The following is a 15,453-nucleotide window of genomic DNA, read 5'->3' on the forward strand; positions in this document are numbered from 1 at the left end:
TCGCTATTTTGTGGCGATTTTTAGGCGAATTCCAGGAATTATCTGCGTGAAGTGTAAAACCGTGTTTACACTTCCTGGTCGACAAGATAGATTGAAAGGATTGCTTTCATTACAAAAGATATGGCAGAGCTGGAAAGAAGATGAATTATCAGAACGACGATTTACGCATTAAAGAGATCAATGAGTTATTACCTCCTGTAGCACTCCTTGAGAAATTCCCCGCCACTGAAAATGCCGCAAACACGGTTTCTCATGCTCGTAAAGCGATCCACAAGATCCTGAAAGGTAATGACGATCGTCTTCTGGTGGTGATTGGCCCGTGCTCAATCCACGATCCTGCCGCGGCAAAAGAGTATGCCGCGAGACTGCTTAAGCTGCGCGAAGAGCTTAAAGATGAGCTGGAAATTGTGATGCGCGTGTACTTTGAAAAGCCGCGCACCACCGTTGGCTGGAAAGGGCTGATTAACGATCCGCATATGGACAACAGCTTCCAGATTAACGACGGCCTGCGTATTGCGCGCAAGCTGCTGCTGGAGATTAACGACAGTGGCCTGCCAGCCGCCGGTGAGTTCCTGGATATGATTACGCCACAATATCTGGCAGACCTGATGAGCTGGGGCGCCATTGGCGCGCGTACCACTGAATCTCAGGTTCACCGTGAACTGGCGTCCGGCCTCTCTTGCCCGGTGGGTTTTAAAAACGGTACCGATGGCACCATCAAAGTCGCGATTGATGCCATCAATGCGGCAGGGGCACCACACTGCTTCCTGTCCGTGACCAAATGGGGTCATTCTGCCATTGTTAACACCAGCGGTAACGGTGACTGCCATATCATTCTGCGCGGCGGTAAAGAGCCTAACTACAGCGCAAAACATGTCGCAGAGGTGAAGGTCGGGCTGGAAAAAGCCGGGCTGCCGCCTCAGGTGATGATCGACTTCAGCCACGCCAACTCCAGCAAGCAGTTTAAAAAGCAGATGGAAGTCGGCGCAGATGTTTGTCAGCAGATTGCTGGCGGCGAGAAAGCGGTGATAGGGGTGATGATTGAAAGCCATCTGGTTGAGGGTAACCAGAACCTCGAAGGCAGCGAGCCGCTGGTCTATGGCAAGAGCGTGACGGATGCCTGCATTGGCTGGGAAGATACCGACGCCATCCTGCGTCAGCTGGCGAATGCGGTAAAAGCCCGTCGCGGTTGATTCTTTCGGCACAAATAAAAAAGCGCGGAAGGCTCCGCGCTTTTTTTATGTCCGGCGAAAATTACTTCGCTTTACCCTGGTTCGCAACAGCCGCGGCTTTCGCTGCGATCTCATCCGCGTTACCCAGATAGTAGTGTTTGATTGGCTTGAAGTTTTCGTCGAACTCATACACCAGCGGTACGCCAGTCGGGATGTTCAGTTCGAGGATCTCGTCTTCACCCATGTTGTCCAGGTATTTCACCAGCGCGCGCAGGGAGTTACCGTGAGCGGCGATGATAACGCGCTCACCGCTTTTCAGGCGTGGCAGAATGGTTTCGTTCCAGTAAGGAACAACGCGGTCAATGGTCAGCGCCAGGCTCTCGGTGGTTGGCAGCTCAGCGTCGGTCAGTTTCGCGTAACGCGGGTCGTGGCCCGGATAGCGCTCGTCATCTTTGGTCAGCTCTGGTGGGGTTACCGCGAAGCCGCGACGCCACTGTTTAACCTGCTCGTCACCGTACTTCTCAGCGGTTTCGGCTTTGTTCAGACCCTGCAGCGCACCGTAGTGACGCTCGTTCAGTTTCCAGGATTTCTCAACCGGCAGCCAGGCCTGATCCAGCTCGTCCAGCACGTTCCATAGGGTGTGGATGGCACGTTTCAGCACAGAGGTGTAAGCAAAATCAAAGCTGAAGCCTTCTTCTTTCAGCAGTTTACCTGCTGCTTTTGCTTCGCTTACGCCTTTCTCAGACAGATCAACGTCGTACCAACCGGTGAAGCGGTTTTCGTTGTTCCACTGGCTTTCGCCGTGGCGCACCAGAACCAGCTTAGTAATAGCCATCTCTTACTCCTCAAGCATTTTTAGAATGATAACAATTCTCATTATATTGCCGTGGCCGTGCCAGCAGCAACGCTTAACCCTAACCATAGCGAAAATAGTCTCTGAGTGTAAGGTGCTTGTGAATCCAGGGTTATGATTTTGTCTGCGATTGGCGCTATTTTCAGCAAGGCGTGCAGAAAAAAGCCCTCCAGGGGAGGGCTGACGATGTTGCGGCCGGAGGTTAAGCGTGCGGAGTAAAATGATACTCGGTGACGCTGACGTACTCTTCACCCGGGCGCAGGACACAGTCCGGCTGTGGCCATTCGGGATGGTTCGGGCTGTCCGGCAGGAACTCGCTTTCCAGCGCCAGACCTTGCCAGTCGCTGTACTCGCCGTGCTCACGTGCGGTTGTCCCGCCAAGATAGTTACCTGAGTAGAATTGCAGGGCAGGGGCGCTGGTGTAGACCGTCATCTGCAGTTTTTCATCCGCAGACCAGACCTGTGCAGCAGGCTGTTTCACATCGCCTTGTGCCTGCAGCAGGAACGCGTGGTCGTAACCTTTCACCTTGCGCTGATCGTCATCGCTCAGGAAATCCTGGGCGATAGATTTTGCGTTGCGGAAGTCAAAGCTGGTACCTTCCACGGGCTTCAGCCCCTGATACGGAATGCCCATCTCGTCCACCGGCAAATAGGCATCCGCAAGGATATGCAGCTTATGGTTACGTACATCGCACTGGTTACCGTCCAGATTGAAGTAGGCGTGGTTGGTCAGGTTGACCGGACACGGCTTATCGACCGTCGCACGGTATTCAATGGCGATACGGTTGTCGTCGGTCAGCGTAAAGCGTGCAAACGCGGTAAGGTTACCCGGGAATCCCTGGTCGCCATCCAGCGAGTCAAGTGAAAACAGCACTTCCCGGTCGTTTTGCTGGACAATTTTCCAGCGGCGTTTGTCAAATCCTTCCGGTCCACCATGCAACTGGTTCTCACCCTGGCTTGGCAGCAACGTGTAGCGAACACCGTCGAGCTCAAAACGGCTTTTCGCAATGCGGTTCGCATAGCGCCCGACGGACGCGCCAAGATAGGCGGCCTGGTTGATATACTGCTCAGGCGAGGCGCAGCCGAGAAGGGTTTCGCGCACGCTGCCGTCTGGCATTGGTACGCGGGCGGAAAGTAGGGTGGCACCCCAGTCCATGAGCGTAACAACCATCCCCGCGCTGTTGCGCAGGGTTAACAGGCGATACGGCAGACCATCCGGTGCGAGGGTTGGCGTTTCGTTTAGCACTGTCCGGCTCCTTGTGATGCTTTACAAACATAGAACGTTTCTTTAATGCCCGTTTTGGCTTCGTACTGTTTCTCCACCGCCGACTGGACGGCCGGGACGAGATCTTCCGGCACCAGAGCGACGATGCAGCCACCAAAACCACCGCCCGTCATGCGTACACCGCCTTTATCGCCGATGACCGCTTTGACAATCTCCACCAGGGTATCGATTTGCGGAACGGTGATTTCGAAGTCATCGCGCATGGAGGCGTGGGACTCTGCCATCAGTTCCCCCATACGTTTCAGGTCTCCTTTTGCCAGCGCGGAAGCGGCTTCAACGGTTCGGGCGTTTTCGGTCAGCACATGACGAACGCGTTTTGCCACTACCGGATCCAACTCGTGCGCCACTTTGTTGAATTCATCAAGCGTCACGTCGCGCAGGGCCGGCTGCTGGAAGAAGCGTGCGCCGGTTTCGCACTGCTCGCGGCGGGTGTTGTACTCGCTGCCCACCAGCGTACGTTTAAAGTTGCTGTTGATAATCACGACCGCGGCACCCTTTGGCAGGGGAACGGCTTTGGTTCCAAGCGTTCGGCAGTCAATCAGTAACGCATGCTCTTTTTTGCCCAGCGCGGAGATAAGCTGGTCCATGATGCCGCAGTTGCAGCCCACAAACTGATTCTCCGCTTCCTGGCCGTTCAGTGCGATTTGCGCCCCGTCCAGCGGCAGATGGTACAGCTGCTGGAAGACGGTTCCCACCGCCACTTCCAGGGATGCCGACGAGCTTAAACCGGCCCCTTGTGGCACGTTGCCGCTGATGACGAGATCTGCACCGCCAAAATTCTTGTTACGCTTTTGCAGATGTTTCACCACGCCGCGCACATAGTTGGACCACTGCTGGCTGTCGTGGATAACAATCGGGGCATCGAGGGAAAACTCGTCCATCTCATTACTGTAATCCGCCGCAATCACGCGCACTTTGTGGTCATCGCGCTTTGCGCAGGCGATCACCGTCTGGTAATCAATGGCACAGGGCAGAACAAAACCGTCGTTGTAGTCGGTGTGTTCACCAATCAGGTTTACGCGGCCAGGTGCCTGGATAACGTGGGTGGCAGGGTAGCCAAATTTTTCAGCAAACAGGGATTGTGTTTTATCTTTCAGACTCATTTATTAGACTCCTGATTCGCGATAATGGACATCGCTAACGGCACGCAGGCGTTCTGCGGCCTGTTCTGCCGTCAGGTCACGCTGGGTTTCCGCCAGCATTTCATAGCCCACCATAAATTTACGCACCGTCGCAGAACGCAGCAGCGGCGGATAGAAATGGGCATGCAACTGCCAGTGTTGATTCTCTTCGCCGTTAAACGGTGCGCCGTGCCAGCCCATTGAGTACGGGAAGGAGCACTGGAACAGATTGTCGTAACGGCTGGTCAGCTTTTTCAGCGCCAGCGCAAGATCGTCACGCTGTGCGTCGCTGAGATCCGTAATGCGCTGAACATGTGCTTTAGGCAGCAGCAGCGTTTCAAAGGGCCACGCCGCCCAGTACGGTACAACGGCCAGCCAGTGTTCCGTTTCGACCACAGTACGGCTACCGTCGGCCAGTTCACGCCGGGTGTAGTCCACCAGCATCGGGGAGCCGTTTTCCGCGTAATAGGCTTTTTGCAGGCGATCTTCTCGTTCGGCTTCGTTGGGCAGGAAACTGTTCGCCCAGATCTGCCCGTGTGGATGCGGGTTAGAGCAGCCCATCGCGGCGCCTTTATTTTCGAATACCTGCACCCACGGATAAGTCTGGCCCAGCTCCGCAGTTTGTGCCTGCCAGGTGCTCACCACCTCTTTCAGCGCATCAACGCTAAGCTCCGGTAGCGTTTTGCTGTGATCGGGCGAGAAGCAGATCACGCGGCTGGTTCCCCGGGCGCTTTCACAACGCATCAGCGGATCATCGCTCTGCGGCGCGTCCGGCGTGTCGGTCATGAGCGCGGCAAAATCGTTGGTGAAAACGAAGGTGCCTTTGTAGTCCGGGTTTTTATCTCCCGTTACGCGGGTGTTGCCCGGACACAGGAAGCAGTCCGGGTCGTGCTGTGGCAGCGTCTGTTTTGCAGGCGTCTCTTGCGCCCCCTGCCAGGGGCGCTTGGCGCGATGCGGAGACACCAAAATCCATTGCCCGCTAAGCGGGTTAAAACGACGATGCGGATGATCGACGGGATTGAATGAAGTCATGACGGATCCTTAGTCCGGATAACCTTGTGGGTGGCGAGACTGCCAGTGCCAGGTATCCTGTGCCATTTCATCCAGCGTGCGGGTAACACGCCAGTTAAGCTCTTTATCGGCTTTGGTTGCATCAGCCCAGTATGCCGGGAGGTCTCCTTCGCGGCGGGGGGCGAAGTGATAGTTGACCGGCTTACCGCAGGCTTTGCTGAAGGCGTTAACCACATCCAGCACGCTGCTGCCAATACCGGCGCCGAGGTTGTAAATATGCACGCCCGGTTTGTCGGCCAACTGCTGCATTGCTGCCACGTGGCCGTCGGCCAGATCCATAACGTGGATGTAATCACGCACGCCGGTGCCATCTTCAGTTGGATAGTCATTGCCGAACACCGCCAGCGACTCGCGGCGGCCCACCGCCACCTGTGCGATATACGGCATCAGGTTATTTGGAATACCCTGCGGATCTTCACCCATATCGCCTGACGGATGGGCGCCGACCGGGTTGAAGTAGCGCAGCAGGGCGATGCTCCACTCCGGCTGTGCTTTTTGCAGGTCGGTCAGGATCTGTTCCACCATCAGTTTGCTTTTGCCATACGGGCTTTGTGGCGTACCGGTGGGGAAGCTTTCAACGTAAGGAATTTTGGGCTGATCGCCGTAGACGGTGGCGGATGAGCTAAAGATGAAGTTTTTGACGTTCGCCGCGCGCATGGCGGAGATAAGACGCAGGGTACCGTTGACGTTGTTGTCGTAATACTCAAGCGGCTTCGCGACCGACTCACCGACCGCTTTCAGGCCAGCGAAGTGGATCACCGTTTCAATGGCATGGTCGTGGAGGATCTCGGTCATCAACGCTTCATTGCGGATGTCACCTTCGACGAAAGTCGGCTGTTTTCCGCCAAGACGTTCAATCACAGGCAGCACGCTGCGCTTACTATTGCACAGGTTGTCGAGGATGATGACATCATGACCGTTTTGCAGCAGTTGCACACAGGTATGACTTCCTATGTAACCGCTACCACCTGTTACCAGAACTCGCATATTTCGCTCCATTAGGCTTATGGTATGTAATAACCATAGCATAACAGAGACGTGAAAAGTGTGACATGGGATAAATTAGTGGAATCGTTTACACTGTTTTTCAAACCCGCTTTTTTTTGATCCACTCGCATTGTAGATCAAAGAGATAATGAAGTATCACTGCAGGTTATCTGAAAAGCGGAGGGCGGCGCCCTCCGGAAGTTAATCGATTTTGCTCAGCAGGTAACGATAGTGCTCACCGTCCGGGATAAACTCCAGACGGTGCGTGATGCAGGCCGGTGCGTCTTCAGCATGATGTGAGACAAACAGTAACTGGGTCTCACCTTCGCCAATCAGCACATCCACAAAGCGACGGATCAGCTGGCGGTTAAGCGGATCCAGCCCCTGAAGCGGCTCATCGAGGATCAGCAGCGTCGGGTGTTTCACCAGCGCCCGGACGATCAATGCCAGACGCTGCTGCCCCCAGGACAGACTGTGAAACGGCGCGTCAGCGACCCGGTTGTCCATCCCCAGAATATCCAGCCACTGCTGGGCCAGCTTGTGCTGTTTGTCCGATACCGCCTGATAAATACCGATGGAATCAAAGTACCCGGAGAGGATCACATTGCGTACGGTGGTGCTGACCCGGTAATCCAGATGCAGGCTGCTGCTGACATAGCCGATATGCTTTTTGATATCCCAGATGGTTTCACCGCTTCCGCGACGGCGGCCAAACAGGGTCAGATCGTTACTGTAGCCCTGCGGGTGATCGCCGGTGATCAGACTCAGCAGCGTCGATTTCCCCGCGCCGTTGGGGCCGACAATCTGCCAGTGTTCGCCCGGATTAACCGTCCAGCTGAGATGATTCAGGATCGGACGATCGTCATAAGAGACCACCCCGTTACGCAGCACAATCCGCGGCTGATTGGGATCTAAAGCGAGACGTACCGAAGGGGCGTCGGGTTCGGGCAGGGTAATGCCGTCGAGCTTTTCGCTGTGCGCCAGTTGGGCAATCAACGCCTGTTTCAGCAGTACCGATTTTTCGCCGGTTTCGGTAAGGCTGCAGTCCGCCAGCACCCCGGCGTTCTGCACAAAATCCGGGATTTCATCAAAACGGTTAAGCACCAGCACAAGGGTGTAGCCCTGCTGGTTAAGCGAGGCCAGCAGGTCTGCCAGCTGGGCGCGGGACTGCACGTCCAGACCGTCGAACGGCTCATCCAGGATTAACAGCTCAGGTTCGCTCATCAGCGCCTGGCAGAGCAGCGTTTTACGCGTCTCGCCGGTGGAAAGGTATTTGAAGCGGCGGTTGAGAAGGGCGGTGATGCCAAACTGCTCCGCCAGCTGCTGACAACGGGCGGGATTGTTGACTTCGTCCTGAATAATTTCTGCCGTTGTGCGGCCCGTGTCTTCTTCGCCCGGGCTGAGGAGGTCCGTGTTGTTACGCTGCCATTCATCGCTCACCAGCTTCTGCAGCTGTTCAAACGACAGGCGCGTCGTACGCGTAAAATGGCTCTGGCGTTCACCTTTAAGCAGGGTGAGCTCTCCGGCCAGCGCCCGGGCCAGCGCGGACTTGCCGCTTCCGTTGGTGCCCACAAATGCCCAGCTTTCACCCGCATGGAGTGTTAAATCTGGCAGCGTCAGCGTTCGGGTATCGCCAAGACGAAACGTACCTTGCGAAATATGCAATGATGACATGATTTATCCCATTTTTTGCAGCATCAGATGTCAGGGATACTCACTGTCGACACGCTTGTCAATCTGCTCAGCACAATGTGGCGATAATTACCCGGTCTGCGTTGAAATATGCGGTGACTACAGCACCTTCTTCTAATTCGTGCGCCTCGCTCAGGGCAACCGTCGCGCACAGCACCTGGCCGTCCGGCAGGGTCATCAGGACCTCACACTGCGCTTCACCACGTTCAATGTGCTGGATGGTGCCCTGCAGCTGGTTGTCTGCCGCTTTGGCGCGTTCGGCATCGCGCGTCACTGCGACCCACGGCGCTTTCAGCAACACCAGCACCTCCTTGCCTTCATCCAGCCCCAGACGCTCTCCACTTTGGGCGGTAATCGCGGCTTTCAGGCGGGTGGTACCGTCGGCAAGCAGGATCTCGATATGTTGCTGTACCTGCCCGTTATCGCGTGCGGTGACCGTGCCAAACCACTGGTTGCGGGCGCTGGTCTGGAGTGAGAAGCGAGAAATGGCGGCTAACAGGCTGTCCAGCGGGAGGTTATCATCGTCACTTAGCACATCGAACGCTTTCTGCTGGATCTGGGCCAGCAGGTCATAAAGCTGAATCAGACGCTGGCCGTAGCGGGTCAGCACGGCGCCACCGCCCCCTTTGCCGCCCGTGGCTCGCTCAACCAGCATCTGCTCGCTCAGGGTATTCATGTCGTTGATCGCGTCCCAGGCGCTTTTATAACTAATGCCCGCGTTCTTTGCCCCCTGGCTTATTGAACCCGTTTGTTCTATTTGTTTAAGCAGGGCGATACGTCGCGGATCGGCGAAAAGCTTCTGCTGAAGTCGTAGGGTAAGGAGAATTTCAGCCTGCATAACGGAGTGTCCTGACAAAAGGGCTATTGTGAACCAAATGGCACAGGGCGCAAAGGGGACCGCACAAAAGGGGATGTTTTTCTTACTTTTCAGGGTAGAATAAGCCGTCCACAATATCTGGAGAAAACCATGTTAGAGTTGTTGAAAAGTCTGGTATTCGCCGTGATCATGGTACCAGTAGTGATGGCCATCATCCTCGGTGCCATCTACGGCCTGGGTGAAGTGTTCAACGTCTTTTCGAACATTGGTCACAGAGACCGCGCTAAAAAGCAGCACTGATTCCCCACAAAACGCCCGGCTTGCCCGGGCGTTTTGCTCTCAAGTATTTTTCGTCATCGCCGATATGATTTAAAGCATCCGGTAATTGTACCTCTTGATCGGTACGATTTAACGCTGGGATATCTCCGGCGTTGTCGTTATATTATTGCGTATATAACGAAACTCACAGGAGCTACAGATGGCACGTACAGGGTTACGCTTTTTCGCAGGGGCAACGCTGGCACTTTCGCTGACCGGACACGCGCTGGCCGACGAAGGTAAAATCACGGTTTTTGCGGCGGCGTCGCTGACGAATGCGATGCAGGATATTGCTGCTGCGTATAAAAAAGAGAAGAACATCGACGTCGTCTCCTCTTTCGCGTCTTCTTCTACACTGGCGCGCCAGATAGAAGCGGGGGCACCGGCCGATCTGTTCATCTCTGCCGATCAGAAATGGATGGATTACGCCGTTGAGAAGAAAGCCGTGGATACCACAACCCGCGAAACGCTGCTGGGGAATAGCCTTGTCGTGGTCGCGCCAAAAGCCAGTCCGCAGGGTGACATCACCATCAACAAAGAGACTCACTGGACGCGTCTTCTGAACGGTGGCCGGCTGGCAGTGGGCGATCCGGACCATGTACCGGCTGGGATTTACGCGAAAGAGGCCCTGCAGAAACTGGGCGCGTGGCAGACACTGTCATCAGATCTGGCGCCGGCAGAAGACGTACGCGGTGCGCTGGCGCTGGTGGAGCGCAATGAGGCTCCGCTGGGCATTGTCTACGGCTCGGATGCCGTTGCCAGCAAGGGGGTCAAAGTGGTTGGCACGTTCCCGGAAGACGCCCACAAAAAAGTGGAATATCCTGTTGCGATTGTTGATGGACATAAAAATGCGACCGTGACGGCCTTCCAGGCGTACCTGAAGGGGCCGGAAGCGTCCGCAATCTTTAAACGTTATGGATTTACGACTCACGAATGATATTGACCGATCCTGAATGGCAGGCTGTACTGCTGAGCCTGAAAGTCTCTTCCCTGGCGGTTGCGCTAAGTTTGCCCTTTGGGATCTTCTTTGCCTGGTTGCTGGTGCGCTGTAAGTTTCCCGGCAAAGCCCTGCTTGACAGCGTTCTCCATCTTCCGCTGGTGTTGCCGCCCGTCGTGGTGGGATATCTGCTGCTGGTGTCCATGGGCCGACGCGGGTTTATCGGCCAATGGCTGTACGACTGGTTCGGGCTGACCTTTGCCTTTAGCTGGCGCGGTGCGGTGCTGGCCGCGGCGGTGATGTCATTTCCGCTGATGGTGAGGGCTATCCGCCTGGCGCTGGAAGGGGTGGATATCAAACTGGAACAGGCCGCCCGCACGCTGGGTGCCGGGCGCTGGCGCGTCTTTTTCACCATTACGCTACCGCTCACGCTGCCGGGCATTATTGTCGGTACGGTACTGGCCTTTGCCCGTTCGCTGGGTGAATTCGGTGCCACCATTACCTTTGTTTCGAACATCCCCGGTGAAACGCGGACGATCCCTTCGGCCATGTATACGCTGATACAGACGCCGGGTGGCGAAGGTGCTGCGGCGCGTCTGTGCGTTATCTCAATTGTGCTGGCGCTGATATCGCTGCTGGTCTCTGAATGGCTGGCGCGACTCAGCCGCGAGCGGATGGGGAAATAGTTATGCTGGAACTCCATTTCACCCAGACGCTGGGAAACCACACCCTTACACTGGACGAGACGCTGCCTGCCACCGGCATCACCGCCATCTTTGGGGTCTCCGGCGCCGGGAAAACCTCGCTCATTAATGCGATCGGTGGCCTGACACGCCCGCAGGCAGGTCGCATTGTGCTGAATAATCGCGTCCTGAATGACGTTGAAAACAAGATTTACCTGACGCCGGATAAACGGCGCATTGGCTATGTGTTTCAGGATGCGCGGTTATTCCCGCACTACAGCGTGCGCGGGAATCTGCGTTACGGCATGGCCAAAAGCATGGCCGCGCAGTTTGACAAGCTGGTGGCGCTGCTGGGCATTGAGCCACTGCTTGACCGGTTGCCTTCCTCGCTCTCCGGCGGTGAGAAGCAGCGGGTGGCGATAGGGCGCGCGTTGCTCACCGCCCCCGAACTCCTGCTGCTTGATGAGCCGCTGGCCTCGCTGGATATTCCGCGTAAACGTGAACTCCTGCCGTATCTCCAGCGCCTGGCGCGTGAAATCAAGATCCCGATGCTGTACGTCAGCCACTCCCTGGATGAAATTCTACATCTGGCGGATAACGTACTGGTGCTGGAAAACGGCAGCGTAAAGGCGTTTGGCAATCTTGAAGAGGTCTGGGGCAGTAGCGTCATGCACCCGTGGCTGCCCCGGGAGCAGCAGAGCAGTATCCTGAAGGTGAGCGTGCTGGAGCACCACCCGCATTACGCGATGACCGCCCTGGCGTTGGGCGACCAGCACCTGTGGGTGAATAAAATCGACAAGCCCCTGCAGTCGGCGCTGCGTATTCGTATTCAGGCGTCGGATGTCTCTCTGGTTTTACAGCCTCCGCTGCAGACCAGTATCCGTAATATCCTGCGCGCGAAGGTCGCCGAGTGTTTTGATGATAACGGTCAGGTAGAGGTGCAGCTTGAGGTGGGGAGCAGGACGCTCTGGGCACGGATCAGTCCGTGGGCCAGGGATGAGTTAGGGATCAAACCTGGCCTGTGGCTTTACGCGCAAATCAAGAGCGTCTCCATTACCACCTGATTACAGCAGGTGGGTATAAATATACTGCGCGATGCTGTCGGTGGTGTTATCGCCAATCACCACGTTAGCGCGCGCTTTCACCGCGTCATCGGCATTGCCCATTGCCACGCCCGTTCCGGCGGCTTCCAGCATGCTGATGTCGTTGTAGTTATCGCCAAAGGCGATTACATCCTGCATTGACCACCCCTGAGACTCTACGAACTGTGTCAGGCGTTTACCTTTGCTGTTGCCTTTACGGGCAATATCAACCTGGTCATGCCAGGACCATTCGCACTCCAGACCCAGCGCCTGTTCAACGTGTTTCGCGAAGGTATTCAGTTTGCTGGTATCTTCATCGGTCAACGCGAATTTCCAGATAGCCTCAACATCCTGAGCCGCCTGGCGCAGGGAAGAGACCTGGGTAAAGACCGGACGCTGCGCTTCTGGCAGAGACAGAGCCCAGTTGGTGGTGCGGATAACGTGGCCGGTCGGGCGCTCATAGACCATCGCATTATCGACATACATCAGGCCGTGGATCGCATGTTCATCCAGCAGATCTATTAACTGCAATGCCTGGGGAACCGGCAGTGGGTCGGATTCTAAAACCTTTTTTGCTTGATAATCATACAAATAAGTGCCATTACAACAAATTGCAGGTGTATCTAACGCCAGTGCCTGATAAAAAGGGTGAATGGCAACGTGATGTCGACCCGTTACGATAAGGAGTTGATATCCCACTTCCTGCGCGCGTTTAAGCGCTTGAAGGGAGGAGGGGAGAAGGGTTTTTTGCGGCGTCAGTAAGGTACCGTCTAAATCCAGAGCAATCACACGCGAGGTCATTTGTTTTTCCGGGTTAATATTGAATTTACGATCTGATGGGATGGTACACCGAGAGGCGAACGCGTCAAAATTCCCGTCGACAATTCAGCATTCACCGTCAAAAGTTAACTACTTTCATGCGCAGTGAGGAGTGAATATTCATGAAACAAACCGTTTATACCGCCAGTCCTGAAAGCCAGCAGATCCACGTCTGGCGTTTAAATGCCGAGGGGACCCTCACGCTGGTGCAGGTTGTTGATGTGCCTGGTCAGGTACAACCAATGGCGATCAGCCCGGATAAACGTTTCTTGTACGTGGGTGTGCGCCCGGAGTTTCGCGTGCTGGCCTACCGCATCTCTCCGGATGACGGCGCGCTGACTTACACTGCGGAAGCGCCATTGCCGGGTAGCCCAACCCACATCTCAACCGATCGCCAGGGCAACTTTGTTTTCAGCGGCTCCTATAACGCGGGCTGTGTCAGCGTGACGCGTCTGGAAGAGGGCATTCCGGTCGACACCGTGGATGTGGTGGAAGGGCTGGAAGGTTGCCACTCGGCGAACATCTCTCCGGATAACCGCACGCTGTGGGTACCGGCGCTGAAGCAGGATCGTATCTGCCTGTTTACCCTGAGCGACGATGGTCACCTGGTGGCGCAGAATCCGGCTGAAGTGACCACCGTAGAGGGGGCAGGCCCGCGTCATATGGTCTTCCATCCAAACCAGCAGTACGCCTACGTGGTCAACGAGCTGAACAGTTCAGTGGACGTCTGGGAACTGAAAGATCCTAACGGGCAGATTGAGTGCGTGCAGACGCTGGATATGATGCCGTCTGACTTCTCGGATACCCGCTGGGCGGCGGATATTCACATTACGCCGGATGGTCGCCATCTCTACGCCTGTGACCGTACTTCCAGCCTGATCACCATCTTTAGCGTCTCGGAAGACGGCAGCGTGCTTGCAGTAGAAGGCTTCCAGCCGACGGAAACGCAGCCGCGTGGCTTTAATATCGATCACAGCGGTAAATACCTGATTGCAGCGGGGCAGAAGTCTCACCACATCGCCCTGTACGAAATCAAAGGCGAGCAGGGCCTGCTGGAAGAGAAAGGGCGCTATGCGGTAGGCCAGGGGCCAATGTGGGTAGTGGTAAACGCTCACTAAGCGGCTTAAAACAAAAAACCTCGCGAACGCGAGGTTTTTTTATGCCCGGTGGTACTGCATTAACGGACAGGCCGGGTAAGGCGAAGCCGCCACCCGGCAAAAAAAGATTACTGCTTCGGCTCAGCAACCACTTTGCTACCCAGACCGCGGTTGTTGTATTCCCACATGCGGTTGAAGTTAGCGTCGTTCAGGTTGCGCTGCACGTTTCCTTTATCGTCCACGGAACCGGTATTGCCGGAGAATGGACGTTTGGAGATGGCGGCGTCAGCCCATGGTTTTGCCACGTTGAAACCTTCGTTGATAACGCTGTCGCGGATCACAACCTGACCGTTGGTTGCAGAGTCCACGTCCAGGGAGCGACCCAGCTGCGCCACGCCGTCACCGGAGGCGTTGAAGCGGCTGTTGACGGCGAGGAAGCCGTAGAACAGGTTAGACTGTGTCGCAGGTGCAAACACATAACCTTCCTGCTGGGTACGTGAGTTCACGACGCGGAAATCGGTGTTATCAAATACCACCGCGCCACGACCGGAGACCATATCCACATCACCTTCGATGTAGCTGTTGGTCACCAGCGTACGGGTCAGACGGTTATTCTGCAGGGTGTTCTGTACGCCGCTGTTGGTCACGAAGAAGGTGTTCTGACGACCCAGAATGTTCACGTTGTTGATCTGCACTTTGTCGCCATCGCTACGCAGCGCCACGGCCTGGTGGTTACCCGCATCAACGCTGTCGCCCAGGGTGTTCTGAATGGTCAGGTTCTGCAGTTGCAGACCGTTGTTCTGAGACCAGACGACCGCAGAACACATCACGCCAATGGTAGCGGCACGCTTGCTCTGGCAGTTATCAAACATATACCAGGCCGGTTTGCCCGGCATGTATTTACCCGCCGGGTTGACCAGGTGACGCCAGGTGGTGCTGTCAATTTCGGAATCAATCGCCAGACCAATTTTAACGTCGATGGCTTTTTCGCCCAGACCGTAAAGGGTGATGCTGCCCGGTGCTGCCGGAATGTAAACGGTACCTTCATATTCACCTGGCATGATCGCGATGTACTGGCGAGATGCGCTGTGTTTGGTGATGGCAGCGTCAACCGCAGCCTGGATAGAGGTATGCGTCACGCCCTGCGCCCCTGCCGGACCCACAACAAAGTTTGGCTGCTTTGGCAGGTTAATAGAAGACGGCGTCCACGGCGCAGCGTTTGGATCCATCGCGGAGAAGTAGTGCGCGCGATCGAAGTTTTTCGCTTCATCAGCGGACAAAATCGGACGGGACGCGGTGCCTGGCGCGACCTGCTCAGAAGGTCGCTGATCCGGTGGCGTTGAACTGCATGCGGATAATGTCACGCCAAAGGCGAGTGCCAACGCCAGACGGGAAATCCTGGAAATGTTCAAGGTGAAGCTCCTGGGTATGCAAGTCTTAAACGAGATAGACGAAATAGCCTGCTTTTTTATACTAAGTTGAGCGAAACGGGAAGATAAAAAGGGGAAAAGTTGCATTT

At 55.7% G+C, this 15,453-nt stretch carries 15 protein-coding genes; 6 read left to right on the plus strand and 9 right to left on the minus strand.

All coding sequences use genetic code 11. The annotated features are described in order from the left end of the window. The first annotated feature begins 140 nt into the window (after positions 1-140). Positions 141-1,193, plus strand: a complete 1,053-nt coding sequence (aroG, locus tag ACQG2G_RS06405; protein ID WP_013097523.1) for a 3-deoxy-7-phosphoheptulonate synthase AroG — start codon at positions 141-143, stop codon at positions 1,191-1,193. Positions 1,194-1,254: 61 nt separating this feature from the next. Here the strand turns inward: aroG and gpmA are convergent, their stop codons facing one another. The 7 genes from gpmA to modE all read right to left on the minus strand — a co-directional run bounded on the left by gpmA (position 1,255) and on the right by modE (position 9,019). Next, a complete protein-coding gene (gene gpmA, locus ACQG2G_RS06410) occupies positions 1,255-2,007 on the minus strand; it encodes a 2,3-diphosphoglycerate-dependent phosphoglycerate mutase (protein ID WP_008501111.1) in 753 nt (250 codons plus the stop codon). A gap of 220 nt (positions 2,008-2,227) precedes the next feature. Beyond that, a complete protein-coding gene (gene galM / locus ACQG2G_RS06415) occupies positions 2,228-3,271 on the minus strand; it encodes a galactose-1-epimerase (protein ID WP_061772168.1) in 1,044 nt (347 codons plus the stop codon). Further along, positions 3,265-4,413 (minus strand): galactokinase, encoded by a 1,149-nt coding sequence (gene galK, locus ACQG2G_RS06420; protein WP_038418919.1) that lies wholly within the window; start codon positions 4,411-4,413, stop codon positions 3,265-3,267. Before galK ends, galM begins: the two co-directional genes overlap by 7 nt. A 3-nt stretch (positions 4,414-4,416) precedes the next feature. Further along, positions 4,417-5,463: a galactose-1-phosphate uridylyltransferase gene (galT, locus tag ACQG2G_RS06425; protein WP_013097520.1), complete on the minus strand. Its 1,047-nt coding sequence runs from the start codon at positions 5,461-5,463 to the stop codon at positions 4,417-4,419. Between the two features lie 9 nt (positions 5,464-5,472). Next, a complete protein-coding gene (gene galE / locus ACQG2G_RS06430; protein ID WP_023622345.1) occupies positions 5,473-6,489 on the minus strand; it encodes a UDP-glucose 4-epimerase GalE in 1,017 nt (338 codons plus the stop codon). Between the two features lie 201 nt (positions 6,490-6,690). After that, positions 6,691-8,163, minus strand: a complete 1,473-nt coding sequence (gene modF / locus ACQG2G_RS06435; protein WP_061771572.1) for a molybdate ABC transporter ATP-binding protein ModF — start codon at positions 8,161-8,163, stop codon at positions 6,691-6,693. Between the two features lie 67 nt (positions 8,164-8,230). Continuing rightward, entirely contained in the window at positions 8,231-9,019 is a 789-nt protein-coding gene (gene modE / locus ACQG2G_RS06440) for a molybdenum-dependent transcriptional regulator (RefSeq protein WP_040020659.1), read from the minus strand. A 129-nt stretch (positions 9,020-9,148) separates the two neighbouring features. Between modE and ACQG2G_RS06445 the strand changes: the two genes are divergently transcribed. The 4 genes from ACQG2G_RS06445 (at position 9,149) to modC (ending at position 12,000) form a co-directional block, all read left to right on the plus strand. Beyond that, positions 9,149-9,298: an AcrZ family multidrug efflux pump-associated protein gene (locus ACQG2G_RS06445; RefSeq protein ID WP_013097516.1), complete on the plus strand. Its 150-nt coding sequence runs from the start codon at positions 9,149-9,151 to the stop codon at positions 9,296-9,298. 178 nt (positions 9,299-9,476) lie between these two features. Beyond that, positions 9,477-10,253 (plus strand): molybdate ABC transporter substrate-binding protein, encoded by a 777-nt coding sequence (gene modA, locus ACQG2G_RS06450; RefSeq protein ID WP_061771571.1) that lies wholly within the window; start codon positions 9,477-9,479, stop codon positions 10,251-10,253. Then, on the plus strand, positions 10,250-10,939 hold the full coding sequence (gene modB, locus ACQG2G_RS06455; RefSeq protein ID WP_013097514.1) for a molybdate ABC transporter permease subunit: 690 nt from the start codon (positions 10,250-10,252) through the stop codon (positions 10,937-10,939). Before modA ends, modB begins: the two co-directional genes overlap by 4 nt. 2 nt (positions 10,940-10,941) lie before the next feature. Then, positions 10,942-12,000: a molybdenum ABC transporter ATP-binding protein ModC gene (modC, locus tag ACQG2G_RS06460; RefSeq protein WP_029882496.1), complete on the plus strand. Its 1,059-nt coding sequence runs from the start codon at positions 10,942-10,944 to the stop codon at positions 11,998-12,000. On the opposite strand, the gene ACQG2G_RS06465 is transcribed toward modC, so the two are convergent. Continuing rightward, complete coding sequence (locus tag ACQG2G_RS06465; RefSeq protein ID WP_061771570.1) at positions 12,001-12,819, minus strand: pyridoxal phosphatase; 819 nt, start codon at positions 12,817-12,819, stop codon at positions 12,001-12,003. A gap of 140 nt (positions 12,820-12,959) precedes the next feature. On the opposite strand from ACQG2G_RS06465, the gene pgl reads away from it, so the two are divergent. Beyond that, positions 12,960-13,955 (plus strand): 6-phosphogluconolactonase, encoded by a 996-nt coding sequence (gene pgl, locus ACQG2G_RS06470; protein WP_061771569.1) that lies wholly within the window; start codon positions 12,960-12,962, stop codon positions 13,953-13,955. Between the two features lie 107 nt (positions 13,956-14,062). On the opposite strand, the gene ACQG2G_RS06475 is transcribed toward pgl, so the two are convergent. After that, on the minus strand, positions 14,063-15,346 hold the full coding sequence (locus tag ACQG2G_RS06475; protein WP_038986074.1) for a putative acyl-CoA thioester hydrolase: 1,284 nt from the start codon (positions 15,344-15,346) through the stop codon (positions 14,063-14,065). Positions 15,347-15,453: the final 107 nt, after the last annotated feature.

The organism is Enterobacter cloacae complex sp. 382A5 (genome assembly GCF_050031095.1).
GTDB lineage: Bacteria > Pseudomonadota > Gammaproteobacteria > Enterobacterales > Enterobacteriaceae > Enterobacter > Enterobacter cloacae.